The following is a 23,140-nucleotide window of genomic DNA, read 5'->3' as shown; positions in this document are numbered from 1 at the left end:
AAACCGCCCGAGATCCCTCATGACTTGATGCCACACTCGAGATGATCGACGTAGACGGGGCTGCTGCACGGTTAGGTGACAGGTTGAGGTCGCGCAGCGGGGCCGCTTCGAGGGCTGAGCCGCGCCGGAACTCACTACCTCGACGCGGGCACGGTCGGGATGAAAGGGCCTGCACCGTCCGGGCAATATTTTCTCTACCCGACGACGGCAACCCGGCTGTTATTGGCAAGAACTCCGGGAGCGACGAATCCCCGCCTAGACACTCACCCCACGGGCCTTGGCCCCGGATTGTGGACACGGTGTCATTTCGGTTATGCCGCTTCGGTGAGGCTAGCGGACAGGGCTGCTTCGTAGGCGTTCGGGCTGATGTTGCCGATCGCGGAGTGGCGGCGGCGGGTGTTGTAGCGGTTCGCCCACCGGAACACGGCCCGGTACGCGGTGCCCTGGTCGGGGAACGTCGGCCGGCCTTCAAGGAGCTCGCGTTTGAGGGTCGCGTTGAAGCTCTCCGCGAGCGAGTTGTCGGCGCTTGACCCGATCCCGCCCATCGACTGGGTCACCTTCAACTCCTTGCAGAGGGTCACGTAGGCCTTCGAGGTGTACACCGACCCGTGGTCGCTGTGAAACACCGCGCCAGCGAGACTGCCGCGGTCGTGGGCCGCGACGTGGAGGGCGTCTTCGACGAGCCCGACGCGCATGTGGTCCGCGATCTGCCAACCCGCGAGCTTGCGGGAACACAGGTCGATCACGGTCGCGAGGTAGAGGTTGCTGCCGTCACCGATCGGCAGGTAGGTAATGTCGCCCACATACCGCTGGTTCGGCTCAGCCGCGGTGAAGTCCCGCTGGACCAGATCAGGGAACCGCCGCCCTGACTGGTCAGGGATCGTCGTCGTGACCCGGCGGCGCAGCCGGATCCCGGCCAACTGGTGCTCCCGCATCACCCTCGCGACGCGTTTGCGGTTCACCCGCTCCTCGGGCGCCGCGCCCTCGTTGAGGTCAGCAGTGACCCTGGGTGCCCCGTAGGCACGATCTCCGCCCTGCTCCGGGTCCTGCACCACCCGGATCCGTTCGGCCAACACCTCGTCCGCCGCTACTCTCGCTGACCGTCCCGGCGCGGCGGCGAGCCACGCGTAAAACGATGACCGGGCGACCTCGATAACCTCACACAACCGCTTCACGCCATAGGCGTCCTTGTGATCCTCGACGAACTGGAAGCGGTTCACCAGTTCGTCTCCCCGGCGAAATACTTCGCCGCCTGACGCAGAATGTCCCGCTCCGTCGCCAGCTTGCGAGCCTCGGCCGTCAACGCGACGTTCTCCGCCTCGAGGCGCACGATCCGCGCCGACTGCGACTCCGGCCGCCCCGCCGTCGACACCGTCGACGCACCAACGGTGATCATCCCGGAGCCGAGGTTGCCGACCCATTCCTTCAACGCACCGCGGGAGATCCCGAGATCGACGGCGATGCCCTTGAGCGTCGCGCCCGGCGCCGACTCATACAACTCCACCGCCCGCCGACGAAACTCATCCGTGTAATTCTTCCTTGCCATCCTTGAATTCTCGCTTCCCCAGCAGCGTGCTGGAATCAGCGTGTCCAAAATCCAGGGTCAAGGCCCCACCCTGGATGGAGTCAGCGTGAACGCGACAGCAGCCCCGGGATCGGCGAGAATGGGCGGGTGGGCACACCCGATCCGGCACCGTCCGACACCATGTGGCTTGATGACCTCGACGCCGACGAGCTTCGAGATGTCATCGCTGCGGCCGCCACCCGCGTGGCAGGGCTCGGCGACTGGTTAGCCGTGCAACGCGCAGCCCGACGGCGCGATCCCGTAGACCTGCGTGCGATCGTGGATCAGCTAATGACGCCGCGACGGAGGTTCTACGACTACCGGCAGGCGAACGAGTACGCGGACAACTGCTTCGACACCGTCGAACTGCTCGCAGACGCCGCCACCCGCGGCACAGCACCCCTGATCCCAGTCATTGAACGGGCCATCACCCTTGGCACACGGGCGATCTTAAAATCCGATGACTCCTCCGGTGCTCAAGGCGACATCATCACCACGCTTCTGCACGCGCATGCCACCGCCACCCGCACCGCGCTCCCCCGCTCAGCCAGGCCGAACAAACACGCCTCATCCGTTGGATCATCGCCTACCGGTACGGCGGAACCCAGGACTTCTTCGACCCCGACATCATCGCCTACGCCCCAGGGCTCACCCAGAAAAGCGTCGAACACTACCGGCACGCGGTTACCGGGCTGAACCTCGGCCCGCACGGTTCCTACCCCCTCACACGCCTTGCGGTCCTTGACCGTGACCGGGACGCGATCCTCACCGCGCACGGCGGCGAGCCAGAGAACCCCATGCGCGCGCTACGCCTGGTCAACGACCTGGAAGAAGCCGGCCTCCACGAGGACGCCGTCACCTACGCCAAGCACGGCGTCGTCATGGATCAGCGCGGCTGGGATACCGCCCTGGCCACCTTCCTCGTCACGGACGCCTTCAACCGGGACGACACCGAACGGGCCGTCACCATACGCCGCGACTGGTTCACCCGCTTCCCCACCGCGACCTCATTCGCGAGCCTGCGACACACCGCCGAGCAGACGGGTGTCTGGCAGCAGGAACAAAACGCCGCTGAAGCGCGCCTCGCGGAACACGACGCCCCCGGTTACACCGCGTACCTTCTCGACGAAAACCGTGTCGACCAAGCCTGGGAATTCGCCACCGCCCACACCACGTCCCTCCTGCACCTCACCCTCTGGCTGAACCTCTGCGATCGGCACGCCCTCAACCACCCCGCCGACACACTCCCGATCTACCGCCACCTCGTCACCGACACTCTCACCATCACCGACAAACGGAACTACAAAACCGCAGCCAACATCCTCAAAGCCCTCCGCACCGCAGCCACCCACGCCGGCCCAGACGCCGCAACCGAGTTCGAAACCTTCCTCGCCGAAACCATCGACCACAACCGTCGCCGACCCACCTGCATCGACGTCTTCACCCGATCAGGCCTGATCCGCCGACCCTGACTAAAAAACCAGGAGATGCTCCCACTGAAGCGCCGGGGTTGTCTTCCGCTCGACCGCGGGTCGCGGCGGGAGGACCGCCGACGGAAAGTCGCCCTGCCACACCACGACCGTGGGGACGTCACCCACTCCCCCGCCCCTTTTCGCACGGCAATCATCGGTGCGGCCCTCCGGGCCCTGTCCCGCCGGACAACGGGCACAAGACGGGATATTTCCGATAAGGACCATTATCGGAGGTCAGATAGCGGGGGTGGAAGCGACGAGGACTTTCCGCCCGGGCGCCCCTGTCGATCGTTGTTTCTGTCCTGCTCCAAATCGAATCCGGGACCGGATTACTTGAGCGGTCTCCCAGGAGACAAAGGGGTTTCGTCACCGGCATACGGACGGCCGTCATTATGGGCGGCTTCGCGCCGGGTGACTTCAGCAAGAATTGCCCGCTCCACAAAATCGGACCAGCTCTTGTCGCCCTCGAGATGGCTCGTTGCCCGGTACGCCTCCCTCGCCCGCGCACGAAGACGCCCATCCAGATACGTCGTTACCCTCTCCCGCTCCGTCACCGCCAACTTCGACACGACAGTCGGCACGGCTGCGGGCAGATCCGGTGCGGGCAACTCTGATGTGAGCACCGGTGGCGGCGGAGGCTCCTCGATGAGTTCCACTTCGACGACTGCGGGTTCTGGCACGACGGGTCTGTTCCGGCGTTGCAGCCGGGAAAAGTCCGGGGCAGCCCCACGAGGGGAAAGGCCCGTGATCGCGCGGTCCGGGGTTTCGCTCATGCGGTCACCTCCAAAGCTTCTGCAGCAGTCATCCGGAAGACAATTTCTTGCGCGACCGCCTGCAAATCATCAGCCACCGACGATGCGCTCCGAGGCGCCTGCGCCTGCGCCTTCGCGTCTCCCCGCCTGATCTCGTACCATTTCGGCCCTTTCCGGACCTGCTCATCAAGCTCATGCACCAAAAGGCCCCGCTCACGAGTTGCCTGCGCCGTCGCCTCACTGTGCCTGACCGTTGCCGTGAACACCACGTCGTGGTCAGAGTTGAACAACGCGGCAATCTGCTCACGCGCTTCACGCTGCACGGCCGTTGCACCAGATCCCACCGCAGTAAGAACCACACCGAGGAGGTCAAGAGTCGGATTGATCGCTAGAACAGCGTCGAGCCTCGCAGCGACCGCCCCTAAGCCCTTCCGACTGGATTTGTCCGTCTTTACCGGAACGAGTGCCCACCGTGCCGCTGCGACCGCCGCCGTTTGCAGCGTCTCGTCCCCGGGAGGGCAATCGATCAGGATCATGTCGTAGTCCCCCGCCAGGGGAACAAGCAGCTGCGCTAGAGCGAGTTTGGCGCCATCGGGATCCTTATTCGCTCGAGACGATAAGCCGGCCGTCGCCTGATCCAATACGGATCCGCCGACCAGCACGTCGAGGTTCGGTCGGACACCCACGACCGGCGCCGCTCCCCCACCAAACATCAACGCTTGAGCAAGACTTCGACCTTTGTCGTCCCGCGAGTCATCCGTGTAGCCCAAGTCTTCCGCCAGGTTGCCTTGCGGGTCCAAATCCACAACAAGAACGCGATACCCGCTAGTCGCCAGAAGGCCGGCGACGTTCGCCGTCAATGTGGTCTTGAGCACCCCACCTTTTCCATTAATCACCGCGATGACTCGTTCCAGGGCGCCTCGGTCGATTACATTTACAGTCATTGTTGTCATTACCTCCATAAAGACTAAAAACAGTATTGACGCGATTAGCAAATTCCCGTCGATGCCACGCCGTGCTGGCCATTCATCACATTGGCGTCAATAGCGCTATTACCCGCATTACTGTCATTACAAGTAATCAACCTGGTGCCTACGCTGCATCGCCGAGATATTGGAATCGACTCGCCGGATTCAGCACGCCATCGAACACGAGAGAACGAGCGCTTTTGTGATCGGCTCGACGATCAGCAGACCGGGGGTATCGGGGCCAGACGCGTTCACCGTTTGTTTCGGCTTCGAAAAGTGGACGGCTGCTGACGTGCTGGCGTCTCGGACGGGACCCGGGGGAGGAGTTCATGGTGGTTAGTTCTGCCAACCACCACTGCCAAGTCTCGCGCTCGACCCAATACCGATGCCCTCGATCAACCAGGTACCCAGCAACACCAACCGTCCGTGCAGCTCGTCCCCGTAGGTCTTGCTTGCTGCGGGCCCAGCCAGCGCCATGCCTGATGATGAGCCGGTGTCTACGCAGTCTGCTCAGGATTGTCGCTGTGTGTCGCGCGGTAACTCCCAGTAGTGCAGCTGCTGAATCGACTGTCATAGCGGGATGCTGTCGCAGGAGCGCGTAAGTCCTGCCTGCCAAGTGTCCAAGACCGGCGCGAGTAAAAAGATCATGCCTGACATCTAGGAGCGTGTTCTCCAAAACCATCATCAATTCCGCACGTTTGTCGAAAAGCCCCGTAGGGGGGCGGGGGTTATTAAATGGTTGTGACCGGACTCTGTTGTCACCTGTGGAAAGCGGCGGGGTAAGCCGCCATTCAGCGGCGTTGCCCTGTTCAGCACCCGTGACGTGCTGAACGAAGCCGGCCACTTGAAGAGCGTGCAGGGCAGTGGCTGCGGTGGTGCGGCCAAGGCCGGTCATCAGGGCGAGGTCTCGGATGGACGCCGCGACGACCCGTTTGCCGGTTTGGAGGGTCAGAAACGCGACCGCTTGTAAGACGCTGACCTGGGAGTGGGCGGCCTCAGTGCGGGTCCACCGGCCGGGAGTGACTCGGAGCCGGGTCAGGAGATGCTCGACGCTGTCGACGATTCCGATCAGCTCTGTGTAGTCACGGGGCTCCTGTTCGGCCGGGAGCGGCCGGTACAGGGCCGCGTACTGCTGCGCCTTGTCCCATTGTCGTTCCATGCGCGCGTGAGCTTCCCGAGGGTCACGCTTGCGTCGGCCGCCGCGGCCGGTGTTCTTCGTCCGGTAGTGCTCCATCCCTGGAGCTGTCCTGACGGCGTGCTCAACGTCCCGGAGAGTCCAACCAGCGACCGCGGCGGACAGCAGGCACATGAACCCGGTCCAGGACGGGTTAGAACCCCCATTGATCGTGCCCATATGCGCCTCGCCCTGACGGCTCAAGCGCCGGTGCGGCCGGTGGCCAGTGTTGACCGGCCCCGACGGGGCACTGTCCTGAGCGCGCAACGCCGGCCGAAGCGCTTCGAGTGCCTCCAGCACACCAGCCAGGCCAGCCGTGGTTGCCTGGCGACCCGTCAGCGCCTCTAGGGAGCCCCGGAGAAGGGTGGAGGTGGAACCGTCACGGTGGGGCGACAGCGGGGGACGTGCGGCACCCTCGGCCGGATTGCAGAGCATCCCATGATCCAGAGTCCGGAAGCGGGCACGGGCTGCGCGGGCAAGCGCTCCCACGAGATCCGCGGGGGCGCCGTCACGGGGCGCGACCCAGATGTGTCGACCACCCGTGCCGGAGGACTGGCACACGACGTGCGCAACGTCATGGGCGTTCAGGAGTGCGGAAAGCTCGTCGCAGTCGTCTACTGCTCGTTCCATCAACTCGACAGAGACGCCGCCGCCTTCCTTACCGTCAAAGTCAAAGCACAGCAGCCGGTACAGGCCTGTGGTATCCGCCAGGCGGATAGCCCACGGCGTGGATGGGGGAGTGGGGCCGACCTGGTGGAACAGGGGATAGGAGTTCTCATCCAGACATCCGTACGCGTCGCGCTTCATCACACGCACCCGATCCCGCGGAGAAAGCACACGCGAAAGCTCCCACGCAGCCGACACTAATGACGACTCGCCGGAAGTTTTCGGGTACGCAGATAGCGCGTTGGGACGCAGACGCGTTACGATGGCGTCATCTCCTCAGGTGAGACCCTGTGGGGTAGGCGAAAGGCCCGGCTGATTACCGGTACTTGAACTGGATTAGCTCGAACCGCTTGCTTGGCGGCTTCGTGGGTTCTGAGCTACGAATCTTGAAGAGCCCGTCGTGAAAACGACGGGCTCTTACTCGTTAAGCGACGTCTGCGATGGGCAGTTCCTCCAGCTGTGGGCGCGGCGACGGAACTATGGGCAGGGACCCAAAGGCGTCGACCTGCAACTTGAAGAACGCGTCTAGGTAGTAAGCAAGCGATACTCCACTTGCAGCAGCAGCTGCCTCGATCTCAGCCCGAACATCCGGGGAGACTCGAGCCTGCAGCGACACCGTTGGCAGTGCTTCCCGGCTTCTGCGGGCCCGTCCTTGAACTGCGCTCATGGCCGACATGCTGTCGCACTTAATGCATGCATTGGAGCATGACGTTCGGCGTGTCGACATCCTTTTAGAAGGAATCGACCCTCCTGCCACTTCGAGAGGCTTCGGCCCAGGGTCCGTGCCCGCAAAGATGCCAAAGTCGTTTGTGCGCCGTGACCAATCAGAAATGGGTGACACCGAAAAGCCTTCCTTCCAGGGCTTCGCGCCAGCGTTGAGAGCCCTCAAGAGACACGGCCCACTGTTTTTCGTCTGTTGAGACGACGATTCCGAGCGCAGCCAGGTGCGAAAGTTCGGACTGCAACCGTGCGGGAGCGGCGTGAAGTCGGACCGCAAGCGAGTAGCACGTGGCAGAGCGAATCTGCCGGAGGGTCCGCACTACACGTAGCCCGAGAGTCCCTACGGACAGATCGTCGTCGATGCACTGCATGCGATTAGGTATAGCATGCTCTGAACAAGCTACGGCGCACGAACGAAGGACACATTGGGTATCAAAGCTTCGGACTCAGGACGACTCTCCGACAAGCACCGCAGCGAGCTCTCACGCAAGCTGCGACTGCTTATGGACGTCGTGGAAGCAAACACTGGCGAGCCGCCATCGTTCAAGGAAATTGAAGCTGAGTTGCATGGCAAGGGCATCGCTCTAACGCGTCCTCGCTGGTGGTACATGCTCAACGGCACCGGCCCGGTCGTACGAGACAAAGATCTCTTGACCGGCCTTGCCGACTTCTTCGGGGTGCCGGCCGAGTACCTCACGGACCCGGTTGGTCACACAGACGTGCCTGAACGCGTCCAAGCCCAGCTCGAGCTAGTTCTTGAGATGCGGAAGCAAGAAGTGGTTGCTTTCGCCAGTCGACGATTTGACGAGTTCGCGACCGTCGAAGAAATTCGCGACGTGCTCGACAGCCTTAGGAAGCTGGAAGAGCGGAAAGTCACGGAAGAAGGCGACAAGTGATGGGTGTCCTGCGCAGGAGACCGGTTTCTCCCGCCTATGCGCTGGCGAGCAAGCGTGTGAAGACGCTTCGGCTGCCACGTAAGCTAACTCTTGAACAACTTGTGGATCATGCAGAAGAGGTCCTCGGGAAGCCAATCGTCTTCGAAACGGCCGAACTCAACGGGGGCCAGTCCGCACAGCTAATCCAGATGAAGGACCGCGCCCTGGTTCAGACGCATTCAGCTCTGTCGGAGCCGTCGAGAATGGCCTGCATCCTGCATGAGATCGCTCATGTCCTGATGCAGGACCGAGATTGTGACCACATGCCCTACCTTGACCAACTCAGGGGCCGGGTCGCCTTTCAACGTCGAGATCTTGAAAACCCCAACGAGCGCATCGTCGAACTGATCGCAGATGAACTGGCGCTGCGTACCGGTGTGATCGGCACTGGTCAGGTAGGAACAGGCATTTTCAAGTGACCCTCCACGTCGCCGGTTCGGCACCCGTCTGGGCGATCCTTGTCCTGCTCACCATTCGCTACGCCTTTGTGAGAACGCAGTCGCCCAGCGTGACCTGGCTCATGATGTGCTGCGCGTTCGTGGTCATCGGACTTGGAGTGAACGAACCCTTCATAACCAACAAACTGGCCTCGCTTTTCGACACTCCCAATGTCGCCGATCTTGTCGGTCGCTGCTTTATGGTCGCTGGTTTGTTCGCCTTAGCTCAGTCCGTCGAGGCGGCCGCAGACAAGGCCCGTCTTTTCCGACCGTCCCGCTTCATCGTGTGCGGCATCGTCCTGGCGTCGATGGTCGCGTTATTCCTAGAAATCACGGCGCCTCACACCACGGACCAGTTCATGCAGACCTACGGCGCTCAGGTCCCCACCGGCCTTTACTCGGCCGTCGAGATGACGTATGTCGCCATCATTATTGGCATCGCGGCCCACGCCGTGTACGCGGAGTTGACGCAAGAACCGCGGCCAAGCCGCATGTACTGGGGCTTCATCCTTGGAGCAGCCGGCCTCATGGTCCTCGCTGCGATCGCCATCGCTATGGATGCAGCTCACGTCGTCGGACGCCTGCGCATTGTTGCCGTTCTTTCCCCGGTTTACAACGTCGTGTTTTTGCTTTCCATGGTCTTGTTGGCCGTCGGCGCGGCAGCGCCGGTGCTGGTCAGCGCCCGCCACGAATACGGGGACTGGAAGCAAGCAGCGCAAACGATCGCAAACCTCGAGCCAAAACTGCGGGAGCTCGAAGCCGCCGCAAACCGATCAGGGCTTTACTTCGAGATCCCCTATTCCCGGGCGCAGTGGCGCCGACGACTTCACCGACTCGTCCTCGAGATCGAGGACCGCGCACGTGAAGCCAGCCTCCCCCTGCCCGCCGCGACAAACCTGGTTAATCCCGCACACTTCTCGGAGGCAGCACGATGAACAAGCCGATCTATGCACTCGGAACCATCGCCGGTTTGGCCGGCACGCTCGGCCTCAGCGCTTTCGTCGCCAGGCGCCTCGTCACGCCGGCCCCGTACACCGCTAAAGCCTCGGTGCGAGAAAGCAGCGCAAGTGACGTGACGCTGACGGCAACCCGCGACACCCGGCTTCCTGGGGCCTACCGGTTGCAGCGCGGCCCTCAGAACGTGCCAGTGGGGCAGATCATCTCCGCGGCCGACGGAGCTGTGAGGCGCGAGGCTGCTGCTGTGATCGAGGCAGGGGAGTGGGCATGGGACGCGATCATGCACGACACCGTCGACGACATCCTTGCCAGCGACGAAGCCCTTGACGGTGGAACGCACGTCATCCATGTTCACGGGCAGTCACTTGGTCCGCGTCAGGTCCTTCGGGGCGTCAACGTGTGGCGGGAACTTGGAGCGTCCTCGGAGATCCTCGACTTCACAAAGCTCCCGGCCCGCTCCCTCGATGCCACGGCCTCAGACGAGGTGGTGGCACGTGTCCGCGCCGCCCGGGAGCGCGGCGCTTCGCGCGTCGTCCTTCAAGGCTGGTCCGCCGGCGCCCTGGCGGCGTCCGTCGCTGCGTCTCGTGTTGACGTCGACGCAATCATCGGCGTCTCACCACTTCTGAGCGTCAAGACGGCTCTCCGGGGGGCAGTGAGCGCCGCTCATCTACCCCGATTCGTGGGGTCCGCGGCGTTCCGCATCACGAAGACGCCTGGCCTGTCGCGCCTCGGGGGTGCCCCGACGGCGCTGGCCGTGACGGACTGGCAGGACACTCCTGGAGTACCCACTTTGTTCATTCATTCCCGCGCGGACACCCTGGTTTCGGAGTCTGACGTCAGTACGGCCGCCCGCCGGCACGGGGCAGAAGTAGTGATCTTCGAGACGGCACCGCACACCCTGGAATGGAACGAAGACCCCCAGCGCTGGGACGAAGCCGTCCGGACGTTTGCGGTCAAACACTCACTCGCGAGGTAACCCCGCGTAGCGGAACCAAGCATCCAGGAGATAGTTCACGCGCTGAGCATCCAGCGTGTAGCGGATGGCACGACCCGTGCGCTTGCCTTCCGGGATATCTGCCTCAATGACCCCGATGCCCATCAGGCGATCCAGGTGCGTCCCAAGCGCTCCACCAACGATCCCGGTGCCCCCGGAAATGTCACTACGGAACGACGGCCCGTGCTCCGAAAGATAACGGACGATCTCGTGACGGGGCCTACTGCCAGCAAGTTGAACAGCAGCCTCGACGTCGTCATCCCGATCCGGGTCAGTCGGCTTGTAAAGACGAGGCACCCGACCATTGTGGCCCTTACCAACAATCAACATCTAATGAGCCTATTAACTAGTTTCATGGAATGCCTTAGTGGTACCCTAGACCTCAGGGTCCGTCATCAGCACCCCAGCAGGGGAAACACGTGGACGGCCGCCAGGGAGGCAGGAAGTGGACGTTCGCCGCGAGTTCAATGCCCCGTCAGCCCCAGCATCATCCACAGGGCGAAAGCTGACTTTGGGGCCCGAGGTGACCCAGGCTGGTGACGTTGGCGGAACGTGTAAAAGCTGCGGCTCGTCTTCCGTAGGCACGCGGTACTGCATGACCTGCGGAGCGGACCGAACCACGGCCCTGACTGTTATTGAGGTTTCCCATATGGTCGGCCCGATGTGGTCCGCCCATGGTGTCGCCGTCACAGCCTCGACGACGACACCTCGGGCGTCCCTGCTGGAGAGAACAATTCAAGCTTCGAGCGCCGAGGCACCTTGGCGGATTGCCTTGTGCCAGGGGGGAATTGTCGAGCGTGTCGTGGTCACGTCGACGGGAACCGTCATCGACGTGCTCGAAACCGCCGCGCCCTGGGGCCTGCCTGAAGCAGGAACCCCCGAGGCCGTAAAGCACGAGCCGCTTGAACCAGATCCTCTAGTCCTCGTTGGCGCGCACGCAGGCGCGGGAACGTCGACGTGGGCGCACCTGCTCCACGGCGACGATGCCGAGACGACTGCGCCGGCTGACGGCCGGATCGTCGTCGTCTGTCGTTCGGTCCCCTCGGGTATTGCAGCCGCCAAGCGGCTCATCCGCGACGTCGGACCGGAACGAGTGCAGGCGGTCCTGATTGTCGCGGACGCTCCCGGCCAACCGGTCCCCGCAGCAGCACGCGAACAGCGCGTGCTCGCCGGGGCGAACACGGTCGTATTCGCACCCTGGATGCCGCGCCTGCGCGGTGTCACAGAGATTTCCGAAGCGTTGGACGGGCAGCTTGCCCGCACGGCGCAGCGGGTCAGTAAAGCCCTCCTTGGGGCCTCCACGAAGAAGAAGGGCAATGATGATGGATCAGGCACTGTACGCGGCGGCAGGGAAAGCGCCGCGAGTCATGGCAGCGGCTAACCGGGGCGGGCAGATCCTCGCAGAGGCCTACTGCCTGCCGGCGAAAGCGCAGAACGCGCTCGACACCGCCCACCTCTGGACGCTCATCGTCGCCGGGGCCCTCGGCGTGATCGCGCTGATCCTCGTGGGCGTCGGCATGTTCTTCCAGCAGCGCCACGGCGACGGTGGCCAGATGTTGAAAAGCATGGGCTGGTGGATCGGTGGTGCCGTGCTGATCGGTGCTGCGACCGGTATCGCGTCGATCTTCCTCGGATCGGCGTCGTCGAACTGCACGCAGATCGGGAATTGACCGGTGAGCGACAACGAACCGCTCACCCCGGGACGGGTGTCGCGGGCCTGGAACTCCCGGCCCGTCTTCATTGGAGCGGCGATCGTTATTGCGATCGCCGTTCTGGTTGTGGCGGCTGCAACCATCACTGCGTTGACGTCGCCGAAGTCAGGGACCCACGCGGCGGCCACGGCAAGCCCGGCTGCAACGTCTTCCGCGTCAGGTGGCTGCTCGGTGCCGGTTGGCAGCATGTCATCTACTCCAAAAATGCCCTCGGATCTCACCTTCAAAGCGGGAAAGAGTGGCCTATCTTGGCCAGTCTCTCGGACGGTCGGGCCCACGCGAGTAATCGACGGGTTCGACAGCTGCTTCGCGCGGTCACCACTCGGTGCCGCGCTGGCAGCGCAGACAGCGATCTATAGCCAGTACGACCCGAGCCACACGATCCAGGCAGCCCTCGGCCACTACATCGTGGACTCGCCTGGCAAGGCCAAGAGCATCGCGTCAGCCGTTGCAGCTGGCGATCCGTCGCAGGTGCAGTCGATCGGGCTTACTCCTGCCGGATTCACGGTCGACTCGTTCACCTCCACGCGCGCGGCCGTGACGTTGGTTTACGTCCTGCCCTCATCAGCGACGGGATACGTCGGGGAGGCGTGCTCGATGGTGTGGGTTGACGGTGACTGGAATCTCTCCGTCCTCGACAACGGGTCGCTAACGGGGGGAAGCGCCACCACCCCAAGTAAGGGCGACTTCGTGGCCTGGTCTGGGGGCTCCAATTGAGCGCCGTCAGCACGGGCGTTTGCCTCGTCAGTCCCGCAGCGTGCGCCGTCGGTGGCGCAGTGAGCGGCGGTGTCTCCGCTGTCGCGTCCGGCGCGTTCCAGGACGCGGCGAACAATATCTATCAGGGCTTTGACGGCCTGATGAAGGACTTCCTGACGTCGTGGGTCGGCCAGGGATTGGTGGTGAATCTCGACGGTTCGGCTGCGAAGTGGTTCCAGCAGTCGATTCTCCCGATCAACATTCTGTTGCTCGTCGTGGGTCTCATCATCGCCGGCGTGCGAACGATGCTGGCGGCGAACGGTGGCCCCTTCCGGGAGGCGTTGACCAGCCTCGGGCGAGTCCTCGCGGTGACGACCTTCGGCACGGCCGCGGTGCAGATCTTGGTCTGGGGTGGGGACGCCTACGCGCAGTGGATTCTGAAAGAGTCCGGGACTTCGGCTGATTCGGGAAAGTTGGCCGGGGATTTCGCCAGCCAGTCTCCGGGTCTGGCGCTGATCTTTGGGCTGCTCGGGATCATCGCGGTGGGGTTGCAGTGGGCGATCATGTTCGTTCGCCAGGCGATGCTTTTGCTGCTGATGGTGTTCTGGCCCACCACCGCGTCGTACGCGATGATGCGCCAGGGCCAGCAAGCCTTCGAGAAGGTGACGGCGTGGATCATCGCGTTCGTCATCTACAGCCCACTGGCTGCGTCGATTTACGCGTTCGCGTGGCGGTTGAAGGACGGCCAGGACGGACCTGGCGGTGTGATCTACGGCCTCATGCTGATCGCGTTGGCCATCATCGCCCTGCCGGCGATGATGCGCCTGCTGGTGCCTGCCGCGGCCGCGATGGGTAACGCCTCGGGCGGTGCCATGGCGCTCGGGATGACGGCCGCGGCCGTGTCCGCGGGCGTCGCCGTCGGCGCTGCGGTGGCCACGGGTGGCGGGTCAGCCGCGGCGGGAGCGGGCGGCGGCACGGCCGGCACCGCGGCGAAGGCAGCAGGCCCATCGGCCGCGACCGGTGGCGACGTCGCTTCGGCGACCGGTGGCGGCGACGAAGCGACCGGTGGCGGCGGCAACTCGCCCGTCGCTGGTGGCGGCGGCGAAGCGGCTGCGCCGTCCGGCACGAGTGCCGGTGGCGGAGATAGCTCCGGTAGTGGCGGCTCGGCGCAGTCCGCGTCGGGTGCCTCCGATTCCGGGTCGAGTAGCGGTGCCGGTGGCCAGTCCACCGGTTCAAAGGCGGGCTGGGCCGCGGGCGGCTCAGCTGCGGATAGTGCCTCTTCGAGTGATGGTGCAGCGGAAGGAATGATCAGTGAGTAACAGCGACACCGCGGGTAAGCGGATCAAGTTCGGCAATTGGCTCCCCACAACGAAACCGACCCTGGGCGGGGTGCCCTGGCTCGGCTGGGGGGTCCTCCTGGGCGGCATTTTGCTGCTGGTGGGACTCCTCGTGTTCGGCCACCCCCTCGCCGGCATCGGCTTCTTCTTCCTGGCCGCAGTGGTGGTGGCCCTGTTCCAAGTGCGGTGGGGTGACCGGCAGGCCGGTCGGACCATCGCCGCCCGCATCGGTGACCGGTGGGGGCATTCCTCCCGCCACGCAGCCGGGAGCACCATCTACAAGACGGGGCTCTTTACGGCGCTCCCTAACGAGGCTCTGACGGCTCTACCGGGTGCTCTGGCCGACATGTCCGAGATCTCGGGCGAGGACGGGGCCGGCGAGGAATACGTGCTGCTGCACCACCGGAAGAACTCGCCGCGGCCGACGCTCGCGGCGACATTGCTGTGCAGCCCGGATGGGACTCAGTTGCAGCCGCAAGAGTCCATCGACTCTCAGGTGGTGTCCTACGGCGGGTGGATCGCGGGCCTGTCGAAGGACTCCGCGATCGAGGGGGCTGTAGTTGTTGTCGATTCCACGTTGGCGTCCACGGAGCCCCTGGTGGAGAAGATCGCCAGCGAAGTGTCCTCGTCCGCCCCGCAAGTCGCGCAGGACGCGCTGCGAGAGGCCGCCGACGCCCTGCCGGCGCGGTACTCGTCCGTGGAGGTGTTCGCGACGGTCGTGTGGTCGCAGAAGGAACTCGCGGATTCCCTCGAAGACGCGGCCGCGGAAGTGGCCGCGAAACTGCCCGACCACCGGGCAAAGCTCGCCGCGTCGGGTGCCGGGCAACCGGTCGTCGCCACGAGCGAGGACCTGGCCCGCGTCGTGCGCGTCGCGTACCGGCCCGATCGGGAGCGGGAGTTCGGCTCTGATGACCTGGCAGGGCAGACCTTCCGGATGAAGGTCACCGAGGCGGGACCTGACGTGTTCACGGACGACGACCGCCGTGTCTGCTTCCACGACGGCGTGGCGTCGATGACGGTCATGATGACCGTCCCTCCGCAGGCCCACATCACCGAATCCACGCTCGAGGAACTGTTCGCCCCGCAAGACCGGTTCCTGCGGAAGCGGGTCGCGATCTTCTACCGCCCGCTGACGCCCGCTCAGGCGATCAAGCGGGCCACGGAGCTGCGCCGGAACGCCGGGGTGTCTGCCACGGCCAAGGCGCAGCCTTCCATGTTCGACCGCCACCAGGAGGCCCTGGCAGAGAAAGCGGAAGGGGAACTCGTCACCGGGGCGTCGATGACGCGGTTCGCGATCATGGTCACCGTCACCTTTGAAGCCAGCAAGCGCGGGCTTCGGGACGCGACGCAGAAGCTGAAATCGACGCTCGAAGGCACGGGGATCTCGTACCGGTTCGTGGAGACGGACACGTCGGCGGCGTTCCACGCGACCCTGCCCCTTGGCCTCCTGCCGTGGGCCTACCAGACGCCCGCTCAGTCCCTCACTGAGGGGAGCATCTGATGGCTACGAAGATGACGAAGCGGCTGGTGCGGACCCCGATGGGGTTCGCCGGCTCAGGTGGCGGCATGTGGGGACGCGTCCCCCAGCCGCCCCAGTGGTTCACCACCTCCGTGCAGGCGTGCGGTATCTACCCGTTCGGGGTCGGCACGGGCCGACCCACGGACGGGTCGCCGCTCGGCCGGGACCTGAACAACGGCACGGCCGTCTGCACCGACCACGAGGCCCTCTACCGGGCAAACGTGATCTCGTCGCCGTCCGCGTTCCTGCTGGGGCTGAACGGCAACGGCAAATCCGAGACGGCGATGCAGATCCTGCTCGGGCAGGTCGGACGGGGCATGGTCCCGGCCGTGTTCGACCCGATCAAGGGCGAACACGTCGACTGGGTTCGCGCTCTTGGCGGGTCGGTGTTCTCCATCGGGCCCGGCGCGAACCGCGACAAACTCAACCTGCTCTCGCCCGGCCCCCTGGGCCGGGCGGCGGAACAGATCGGCGGGAAGGTCGGTCAGGAGCTCGCCCAGCTGGCCCGCGACAAAGCGGTGTCCCTCGTGCAGCTGAACGCCCGTGTCAGCCGCGGGATTCCGTTGGATGACATTGAAGACACTGCCCTGGAAGCGATCGTCGACACGATCAGGGACCGGAACGACAAGCCCGGCACCGGGGATCTCGTCGTCGCTTTCGATCAGGTGTCCCCGCAGATGCTCGCCGTCACGGGGCAGCGCGACGCGGACACGTTCCACCGGCGGTTCTCCCGTTTGGGCGAGACGCTGCGGTCGATGGTGTCAGGCGAGATGGGCAAAATGCTCGGCGGCACCGACTCGGTGGAATTCACCCCCGGGAACCCGGGCGGATTCGTCTTCGACACGTCCTCCATCGGGCAGGGAAACACCCGCCTGCTCTCCGCCGCGATGCTCTCCACCTGGTCGCTCGGCATGGATGCGATCGACGCGCACTGGGAGTTAGCGCAGCACGAACAGCGCCTCGCAGAGCAAGCCTTGCACGAGGGCGAGGTGTACGTCCCGAAGGTCACCTGGGGCGGCTACACGACCCTGATGGACGAGTTCTGGTTCCCGCTGCGCGCCTGCGAGGGAATCGTCGATCGCGTCGACGCCCTCTCACGCACGAACCGCTCCGTGGGCACCGCGGAGCTGAAAGTCACCCAAACCCCGAAAGACCTCCTGTCTCTTCCCAACCCGGAGGACCAGCAGAAGGCCCGCGGGTTCCTCGAACGCTCCGGCCTGCTTCTGCTCATGGCCCTCAGCCGGGAAGACCTGATGACGCTTCGCCAGGTGCGGCACCTCACCGACGAGGAAATCAACCTCGTTGCCGGGTTCAACGGGTCCCCGACCTGGCGCGGAGCGCGCCGGAAGAAGGGCCAGAAGGGTGCCCCTCCCGGCGCCGGGAAGGTGCTCCTGAAAGTGTCTGAGCGGGTCGGAATTCCGGTCCAGATGCTCCGCACCGCCACCGTGCAAAACCTGCACGACACCGACAACCGTTACCAGTAAGGAACCCCGATCATGGCCACCACCACCAGCCCCCTCTACGACCTGGAAGCCGACGGCGACCAGGTTCGCATCGGTGACACCACCTTCACCGGTGCCAGCGCCTACCCCGACGCGATCGCGTGGCTCACCGCCCGCGCCGTCGAGGCGGCCGGCCCGGTCTTGGTGCACAGCACCGAGAGCGCCACCGATCCAGGAACCTGGTTCACGCTCGATCAAGAAGGTGCCCTCCTGCCGGCCGCAGCCCCCACCGGGGCAGCGGCCACAGTCGCGCCCTCACCGGCACCTGCCGCCGCCACGCCGGTAAGCGTCGACGCTGACCTGACGCCCTTCACCAACTACTCAGAGCCGGAACCAATTCCGCTCCGGACCCGCGAACCGGATCTCCCTCCGCGGCCCGAAGATGACCTCCCGTCCGACGTCGAGCTCGAAGGCGAGAGCGCGGAGGATGCGCCAGCCGCAGCGGCCGAGGCTCCACTACCTCGCCGCTCCGAGGTCCGTTTCGTCAATCCGACGAAGACTCGCCCGCGGACCGGTGTCCGTGCGGCGGTCTACTCGGTGACAGGCGGGCTGGTGAACCTCGGGCAGTCCGCGCTCGAGCAGGAAACCGACGAACTGGCCAGACGGATCAGCCGCAAGCTGACCGGGTCCCACTCCACGGCGTTCCTGTCTCTGAAAGGCGGTGTCGGGAAGTCATCGACGACGGGCGGCGTCGGCATGATGCTGGCCGAGTACCGGGGCGACCCGCCCTGCGCGGTGGACATGAACCCCGACTCCGGGGATCTCGCAGAACGAGTCGTCGGCGAAGCCAACTACGACCACGCGACCGCCTCGACGGTGACCGACGTGGTGCGCGACGCCGGCAAGATCGAATCACTCACGGACCTCTCCCGGTACATGCACCACGCGAACCGGCTGCACGTCATCGCCGGCGAACAGGACCCCGCCGTCTCTGACGCGATCACCGCAGAAGACCACGCCCGCATTCAGGCGCTGGTGGCCCGGTACTACTCCATCGTCCTCACCGACTGCGGCACCGGCGTCTCCCACCCGGCCATGGCCGGGATTCTCGGCAGTGTCAGCAACGTGGTCATTGCCACCGGCTACGCCGTCTCCGGGGCCAAGCGAGCAGCAGCGGTCATCGAGTGGCTGCGGAACCACGGCTACGCCCACCTGGCCGACGGCGCGATCGTCGTTATCACCGACAAAGACGGGGTATCCAGCCAGGTCAACCGGCAAGCGATCCGCGAGCACCTGACCGGTGCCGCCGCTCACCTCATCGAGGTCCCCAGGGACGCCGCGGTCGCCGACGGCGACCAGATCAGCCCCGACCGGGTGTCCTCAGCCACCCGGCTGGCATGGATGCAAGCCGCGGCCGCGATCGTCGACGGGTACCGGTAACCCCGATGAGCCGTCGCACTCTCTTGGTCGTGATCCTCGCCGTGCTGTCCGTGGCCGCGGCCGTGGTCGTCCTGGTGCTCCTGCACCGGGCGGCCGCGTCCCACCCGGCGACGGGGCCGACCTCGGCCGCCGCCGCGACGACCGGCACCGCACGCCCCGCCCCGGCTACAGCCCGGGAGCGGGCTTTTACGGTTGCGGACCGCTTCTGCCAGCCCGGCGAGGCGTCGGATCAGTGGCAGCGGTCCCTTGCCCCTGTCCTGACGGGGGCGGCGCAGACGATGTTCGCCGCCACCAAGCCAGCGAACGTGCCCTGCGAGCACGTCGACGAGGCATCAGGGCAGGCGATCGGTGACCAGCAGACGTCGACCAACGCCGCGTGGCAGTTCACCGCGGCGACGGGCGGGCCGGTGACGGTCACGCTGCACCGTGACAGCCCCCACGACGCGTGGCTGGCGTCCTACGTTCAGCCGGGGAACTAAGGCCATGAAGGGAGGATCGATCGCTCTTACCGTCCTCGCCCCGGTCGTGGCGATTGTCATGGTCGTAGTGCTGGTCTTCACCGTCATCATCGGCGGCGGGTCACAACCGGACGCGTCGGCCGACTGCGCCGCAACCGGCGCGGCCGTCACCGTCGCGTCCGGCACCCTGCCGGCCACGGTCGGCCCGTACTCCGGGGCGCAGCTGACGAACGCGGCCGCGATCCTGACCATTGGTCAGCAGCGAGGCCTTGACCAGCACGCCCAGCAGACCGCGCTCATTGCGGCGATGACGGAATCCAGCCTCACCAACCTCACCGGGGGCGACCGCGACTCCGTGGGCCTGTTCCAGATGCGGCCCTCTCAGGGCTGGGGCACCCCCACCCAGATCAACAACATCAGCTACGCCATAGGCCTCTTCTACACACACCTCGTCGCCGTCCCCGGCTGGGAGACCAAGACCTCCGGGAATGCCGCCCAAGCCGTCGAAGGGTCCGCGTTCCCTGACCGGTACGCCACCCACCTGCCCGAGGCAGTACAGCTGATGAACGCCCTCTCCGGTGTGACCGTGAAGACGGTCTCCGACACCACCACCGGTCCCACCTGCACGGACGGTGCCACGGCCACCGCCGCGTCCGCCCTGATCCCTGGCGAGCAGGCCCCCACGGGCCCGCACGCGGCCGTCGTGGCCCGTGTGATCGCGTTCGCCAAAGCGCAGCTGGGCGACGCGTATGTCCTCGGCGGTGCCGGCCCCACGGTGTGGGACTGCTCCGGGCTGACGAAGGAGGCCTACGCGTCCGTCGGAATCAACATCGACGACGGCCACTCCGCCACCACCCAGTGGCGAAACGGTGTCGCTCGAGGGCAGATGCACCCCCTCTCGCAAGTGCAGCCCGGGGATCTGATCTTCTGGGGCGGCAACAACGCCTGGCACGTCGGGATCAGCGTCGGCGGAAACCAGATGGTCGCCGCCACCCGGCCCGGGTCCATGGTGAAGACCGAAACGGTCTGGGGCACCCCGAACAGCCAGGTGTGGCGTCCCGTTGACGGCCTCTGACCATGACCACCACCAGGCCGTCTGAAAGGGACCACCGATGACCGAACCGTCCGGCCCGCTCACACCCGCGCAGAAAGCGACCGCTTTCTACAAAGCGCCAGGGCACCCCCGTGACACCACGATCGCGGAAGCCGTCTCCGAAGCCGGGCAACGCGCCGCGACCCATGCCGCCGGACCGTCCCGCACCCGCGTCCGCCACATCGTGGCCCTCGTCGACGACGACTACGCCGGCCACGACGACTGACCTGAACCATCCGCTCAAAACCAGAACGTATCGAAGGAGAAGAACATGAGCACACGCACCATCACGGGGAACCTCGCGAACGACCCCGAGGTTGTCCCGACGGGGTCTATCAGCAGCACGAAGTTCCGGTTCATCGAAAACACCGGCGACTACCGGCACGGAAAATTCGCCCCCCACGACACCCCGACCACCCACCACGTCGAGGCCCGATTCGAGCTCGGACAGACCACGGCCGCGACCCTCCACAAAGGAGCCCCCGTCGCGGTCGTGGGCCGGGAACACACCAACAGTTGGGGACCCGACGACAACCGTTCCTACGGGCGGATCATCGACGCCGACATCATCGGTGTCGACCTGAACCGGGCCGTCGCGCACGTACGCCGCACCCGGAAGCCCGACGAGGAAGCCTGATGAGAAACCCCGAAGACCGACCGCTCGCCACCGCTCGGGAAGGTTTCTGATGAAGCACACATACCAAGACCCGATCCAGGCCGGCCTGTCGTCGATGCACTGGCCCGCATGGGGAACGCCGGTGCTGATCGCGGCGATCGTGGTGGTCCTCGCCGGTGTGATCTTCGCCGCCGTGCGGTTGCACCCGAGATACCCGGTGGACCGGATGCAGAAACACCTCCGCGCCGGAAACAACCTCGCACCCGTCCTCTACCCGCGGCGGAGGAAGGACGCCAGACAGTTGCACCCGAACGCGGAGAACCTGCCCGCGGGGCAACGCATCGGCACACTGGTCGGCGCGAAGTCGACGTGGGTGTGGCAGGGGTGGCGGGATGTTGCCGTGTACATTTTCGGTCCCGGCCGCGGAAAAACAACGTCCCTGGTGATCAGGCATTGCCTGGAAGCGCCCGGACCGGTGGTGATGACGACGAACAAGGTCGATGGTGTCAGCCAGGTCCTCGCCGGTCGGAAACTCGCCGGGAAGCGGTGGCTGTACGACCCGATGGAGGTGTACCGGCACGAGCGCCGCCCCGATTTCGTCTACGACCCGCTCACCGCGATCGAGGAGCTCGTCGACGCGCAGGAGCTCGCGGCGATCTTCGAGGCCAGCACCAAAGATGCCGACTCCAAACGTGACGCCCAGTTCGACTCCCAAGGCCTTGACCTATTCGCCTACGCCCTCCTCGCCGCACGCCTGGACGGGCTCACCCTGTCCCAGGTGTACGCGTGGGTTACACAGCAGCGGGACGAAGATCTTCGCGAGATTCTCTCCCGGCACGGGCAGGTCGGCCCCGCCATGGCACTCGAAGGCCTTCGCGTGCAGCCGGACAAGACCCGCGGCAGTGTCTACGCGACCGCGCAGCGGATGGCGTCGGCCCTCGCCAACGACAAGCTCCTTGCCTGGACGGCGGCACCTGGGGTGCGCCCGTTCGACCCGGAAGCGTTCGTCCGCAGCACGGACACCGTGGTCCTCATCTCCCGCAACGGCCCCGGCTCTGGTGGGGCATTTGTCGCTTCCCTTGTCCGTGCGATCGGCCGTGCCGGGGAGCGCGCGGCGTCCGCGGACGGTGGCCGCATCAAGGTTCCGGTCGTGTTCGAGCTCGACGAAGCCGCGAACGTGGTCAGGTGGCCAGAGCTCCCCGACCTGGTGTCGTTTTACGGGTCCCTCGGCCTGAGCCTTGGCATCTACTTCCAAGGCTGGGACCAAATGGTCCGCGTGTTCGGCGCCGCCGGGGCCGGCTCCCTGTGGACCACCGCATCGATCCGCGTCTACGGCGGTGGGGAATCCACCCAGTCACCGTTTCTCAAACGGTTCTCCGACGGCCTCGGCACCTACAACGAGTGGACCACCAACCATTCCAGCGGCCGTGGCGGGACCTCCCACACCCGGTCATCCCGGCAGCGTGCGATTCTCAGCGTCGACGACCTCGCCCACCTGCCCGAATGGCGTGCCGTCCTTGACGCCTCGGCCGCGAAGCCCGTCCTCTTAGAAACGGTTCCCTGGTTCCGGGACAAGATCCTCACCGCAATGATTAACGGCGAAGAAGTGGTCAACGGGAAGGTCATCACACACCCCGCCCCGGACACGACCACGCAGAAGGGGCAAGGCCGTGCCGAGCCCGTTTGATACCTGGCCGGCCCTGCCCAACCCCGCATCGGCCGGCGCGCCGGCGCGCGAGGGGTCCGCGTCGCCGCCGGCGGACCCGGCGACGGGCGAAGTGACCGACGCTGACGGCTTCGATACCGGGGCGTTTCTGATCTGGGTGAAGGAGCAGCTTGGCCGCACCGAGGCCTACAGTGCCCTCGCCGCGGACCGGCCCGCCTGGTGCCCCACCTGGTGGAAGCACCCTGAAGTGCTCGAGCGCCTCATCGTGGCCTACGAGGGCTATACGACGTCGCTGGCCCGGCAGAACGAGGGGGAAGGACTTGCCCTTTCTTCCTGGTGGATCCAGCACTGGGACCGGCACGCCGCGATCATCTTCGATAAACAGCGCGGCCCCTTCCGGGCGTGCGACACCAGCGGGCACCTCACCCGAGGGGGCCGCGACACCCTGACGATCAGACCAGAGGACCCACCGCAGAGTTGGGGGCCGTAACAGGGGCGGCTTATGAATTCGGAGACAATCCC

23 protein-coding genes are annotated in these 23,140 nt (G+C 65.4%); 19 read left to right on the top strand and 4 right to left on the bottom strand.

Annotated elements, in window-relative coordinates:
* Positions 1–311 precede the first annotated feature (311 nt).
* Positions 312–1,546, bottom strand: a protein-coding gene (locus tag AX769_RS22570) for an IS3 family transposase (protein WP_157887920.1) whose coding sequence is annotated in 2 segments (ribosomal slippage) — positions 312–1,237 and positions 1,237–1,546 — 1,236 coding nt in all. Because the reading frame shifts where the segments join, the coding sequence is not laid out codon by codon here.
* Between the two features lie 126 nt (positions 1,547–1,672).
* On the opposite strand from AX769_RS22570, the gene AX769_RS24470 reads away from it, so the two are divergent.
* A complete protein-coding gene (locus tag AX769_RS24470; RefSeq protein WP_157887919.1) occupies positions 1,673–2,260 on the top strand; it encodes a hypothetical protein in 588 nt (195 codons plus the stop codon).
* Between the two features lie 101 nt (positions 2,261–2,361).
* Positions 2,362–3,036, top strand: coding sequence for a hypothetical protein (locus tag AX769_RS22560; protein ID WP_066284717.1), 675 nt, complete (start codon positions 2,362–2,364; stop codon positions 3,034–3,036).
* A 329-nt stretch (positions 3,037–3,365) separates the two neighbouring features.
* On the opposite strand, the gene AX769_RS24465 is transcribed toward AX769_RS22560, so the two are convergent.
* Positions 3,366–3,809 carry a hypothetical protein gene (locus AX769_RS24465; RefSeq protein ID WP_157887918.1) on the bottom strand — a complete coding sequence of 148 codons (444 nt, stop codon included), beginning with the start codon at positions 3,807–3,809 and terminating at the stop codon, positions 3,366–3,368.
* Positions 3,806–4,741 carry a ParA family protein gene (locus tag AX769_RS22555; protein ID WP_239452115.1) on the bottom strand — a complete coding sequence of 312 codons (936 nt, stop codon included), beginning with the start codon at positions 4,739–4,741 and terminating at the stop codon, positions 3,806–3,808. Before AX769_RS22555 ends, AX769_RS24465 begins: the two co-directional genes overlap by 4 nt.
* A 3,000-nt stretch (positions 4,742–7,741) precedes the next feature.
* Between AX769_RS22555 and AX769_RS22550 the strand changes: the two genes are divergently transcribed.
* From AX769_RS22550 to AX769_RS22535, 4 genes are read left to right on the top strand one after another with little or no spacing between them, the layout of a single operon-like run.
* Complete coding sequence (locus tag AX769_RS22550; RefSeq protein ID WP_157887917.1) at positions 7,742–8,212, top strand: hypothetical protein; 471 nt, start codon at positions 7,742–7,744, stop codon at positions 8,210–8,212.
* Positions 8,209–8,670: a hypothetical protein gene (locus AX769_RS22545; protein WP_157887916.1), complete on the top strand. Its 462-nt coding sequence runs from the start codon at positions 8,209–8,211 to the stop codon at positions 8,668–8,670. Before AX769_RS22550 ends, AX769_RS22545 begins: the two co-directional genes overlap by 4 nt.
* Complete coding sequence (locus AX769_RS22540; RefSeq protein ID WP_066284711.1) at positions 8,667–9,623, top strand: hypothetical protein; 957 nt, start codon at positions 8,667–8,669, stop codon at positions 9,621–9,623. The genes AX769_RS22545 and AX769_RS22540 overlap by 4 nt, the downstream gene beginning before the upstream one ends.
* Complete coding sequence (locus tag AX769_RS22535; RefSeq protein ID WP_066284709.1) at positions 9,620–10,621, top strand: alpha/beta fold hydrolase; 1,002 nt, start codon at positions 9,620–9,622, stop codon at positions 10,619–10,621. The genes AX769_RS22540 and AX769_RS22535 overlap by 4 nt, the downstream gene beginning before the upstream one ends.
* On the opposite strand, the gene AX769_RS24460 is transcribed toward AX769_RS22535, so the two are convergent.
* The gene (locus AX769_RS24460; protein WP_157887915.1) at positions 10,607–10,969 is read right to left on the bottom strand and encodes a hypothetical protein; all 363 of its coding nucleotides are present in this window, start codon (positions 10,967–10,969) and stop codon (positions 10,607–10,609) included. The genes AX769_RS22535 and AX769_RS24460 overlap by 15 nt on opposite strands.
* 472 nt (positions 10,970–11,441) lie before the next feature.
* Between AX769_RS24460 and AX769_RS24455 the strand changes: the two genes are divergently transcribed.
* Genes AX769_RS24455 through AX769_RS22475 form a run of 13 tightly spaced genes read left to right on the top strand, consistent with a single transcriptional unit; the run spans position 11,442 to position 23,108 of the window.
* On the top strand, positions 11,442–12,020 hold the full coding sequence (locus AX769_RS24455) for a hypothetical protein (RefSeq protein WP_157887914.1): 579 nt from the start codon (positions 11,442–11,444) through the stop codon (positions 12,018–12,020).
* Positions 12,007–12,309 carry a TrbC/VirB2 family protein gene (locus tag AX769_RS22530; RefSeq protein WP_157887913.1) on the top strand — a complete coding sequence of 101 codons (303 nt, stop codon included), beginning with the start codon at positions 12,007–12,009 and terminating at the stop codon, positions 12,307–12,309. The genes AX769_RS24455 and AX769_RS22530 overlap by 14 nt, the downstream gene beginning before the upstream one ends.
* Positions 12,310–12,312: 3 nt before the next feature.
* Complete coding sequence (locus AX769_RS22525) at positions 12,313–13,068, top strand: hypothetical protein (protein WP_082764207.1); 756 nt, start codon at positions 12,313–12,315, stop codon at positions 13,066–13,068.
* A complete protein-coding gene (locus AX769_RS24450; RefSeq protein WP_157887912.1) occupies positions 13,065–14,366 on the top strand; it encodes a hypothetical protein in 1,302 nt (433 codons plus the stop codon). The genes AX769_RS22525 and AX769_RS24450 overlap by 4 nt, the downstream gene beginning before the upstream one ends.
* A complete protein-coding gene (locus AX769_RS22515) occupies positions 14,359–15,885 on the top strand; it encodes an SCO6880 family protein (protein ID WP_066284703.1) in 1,527 nt (508 codons plus the stop codon). Before AX769_RS24450 ends, AX769_RS22515 begins: the two co-directional genes overlap by 8 nt.
* 11 nt (positions 15,886–15,896) lie before the next feature.
* A complete protein-coding gene (locus AX769_RS22510; protein WP_066284702.1) occupies positions 15,897–17,387 on the top strand; it encodes a hypothetical protein in 1,491 nt (496 codons plus the stop codon).
* Between the two features lie 12 nt (positions 17,388–17,399).
* Positions 17,400–18,785: a MinD/ParA family protein gene (locus tag AX769_RS25870; protein WP_066284700.1), complete on the top strand. Its 1,386-nt coding sequence runs from the start codon at positions 17,400–17,402 to the stop codon at positions 18,783–18,785.
* Between the two features lie 5 nt (positions 18,786–18,790).
* Positions 18,791–19,264, top strand: a complete 474-nt coding sequence (locus tag AX769_RS24445; protein WP_066284699.1) for a hypothetical protein — start codon at positions 18,791–18,793, stop codon at positions 19,262–19,264.
* Between the two features lie 58 nt (positions 19,265–19,322).
* A complete protein-coding gene (locus AX769_RS22495) occupies positions 19,323–20,318 on the top strand; it encodes a C40 family peptidase (protein ID WP_239452114.1) in 996 nt (331 codons plus the stop codon).
* A 37-nt stretch (positions 20,319–20,355) separates the two neighbouring features.
* Positions 20,356–20,562, top strand: coding sequence for a hypothetical protein (locus tag AX769_RS22490; RefSeq protein WP_066284693.1), 207 nt, complete (start codon positions 20,356–20,358; stop codon positions 20,560–20,562).
* 45 nt (positions 20,563–20,607) lie between these two features.
* Positions 20,608–20,973 (top strand): single-stranded DNA-binding protein, encoded by a 366-nt coding sequence (locus tag AX769_RS22485; RefSeq protein ID WP_066284692.1) that lies wholly within the window; start codon positions 20,608–20,610, stop codon positions 20,971–20,973.
* Positions 20,974–21,022: 49 nt separating this feature from the next.
* Entirely contained in the window at positions 21,023–22,639 is a 1,617-nt protein-coding gene (locus tag AX769_RS22480; protein WP_066284691.1) for a type IV secretory system conjugative DNA transfer family protein, read from the top strand.
* Positions 22,623–23,108 (top strand): DUF4913 domain-containing protein, encoded by a 486-nt coding sequence (locus AX769_RS22475; RefSeq protein ID WP_066284689.1) that lies wholly within the window; start codon positions 22,623–22,625, stop codon positions 23,106–23,108. The genes AX769_RS22480 and AX769_RS22475 overlap by 17 nt, the downstream gene beginning before the upstream one ends.
* The last annotated feature ends 32 nt before the right edge of the window (positions 23,109–23,140 follow it).

Source organism: Frondihabitans sp. PAMC 28766 (assembly GCF_001577365.1).
Classification (GTDB): domain Bacteria; phylum Actinomycetota; class Actinomycetes; order Actinomycetales; family Microbacteriaceae; genus Frondihabitans.
This window is presented reverse-complemented; position numbering and strand designations above follow the sequence as displayed.

Coding starts and splice junctions, on each gene's coding strand:
- AX769_RS24465 (WP_157887918.1), bottom strand. CDS start 3,809: ATGAGCGAAACCCCGGACCGCGCGATCACGGGCCTTTCCCCTCGTGGG.
- AX769_RS22490 (WP_066284693.1), top strand. CDS start 20,356: ATGACCGAACCGTCCGGCCCGCTCACACCCGCGCAGAAAGCGACCGCT.
- AX769_RS22560 (WP_066284717.1), top strand. CDS start 2,362: ATGCGCGCGCTACGCCTGGTCAACGACCTGGAAGAAGCCGGCCTCCAC.
- AX769_RS24460 (WP_157887915.1), bottom strand. CDS start 10,969: ATGTTGATTGTTGGTAAGGGCCACAATGGTCGGGTGCCTCGTCTTTAC.
- AX769_RS22530 (WP_157887913.1), top strand. CDS start 12,007: ATGGCAGCGGCTAACCGGGGCGGGCAGATCCTCGCAGAGGCCTACTGC.
- AX769_RS22510 (WP_066284702.1), top strand. CDS start 15,897: ATGACGAAGCGGCTGGTGCGGACCCCGATGGGGTTCGCCGGCTCAGGT.
- AX769_RS22485 (WP_066284692.1), top strand. CDS start 20,608: ATGAGCACACGCACCATCACGGGGAACCTCGCGAACGACCCCGAGGTT.
- AX769_RS22555 (WP_239452115.1), bottom strand. CDS start 4,741: ATGACAACAATGACTGTAAATGTAATCGACCGAGGCGCCCTGGAACGA.
- AX769_RS22495 (WP_239452114.1), top strand. CDS start 19,323: ATGGTCGTAGTGCTGGTCTTCACCGTCATCATCGGCGGCGGGTCACAA.
- AX769_RS24445 (WP_066284699.1), top strand. CDS start 18,791: ATGAGCCGTCGCACTCTCTTGGTCGTGATCCTCGCCGTGCTGTCCGTG.
- AX769_RS25870 (WP_066284700.1), top strand. CDS start 17,400: ATGGCCACCACCACCAGCCCCCTCTACGACCTGGAAGCCGACGGCGAC.
- AX769_RS22480 (WP_066284691.1), top strand. CDS start 21,023: ATGAAGCACACATACCAAGACCCGATCCAGGCCGGCCTGTCGTCGATG.
- AX769_RS22535 (WP_066284709.1), top strand. CDS start 9,620: ATGAACAAGCCGATCTATGCACTCGGAACCATCGCCGGTTTGGCCGGC.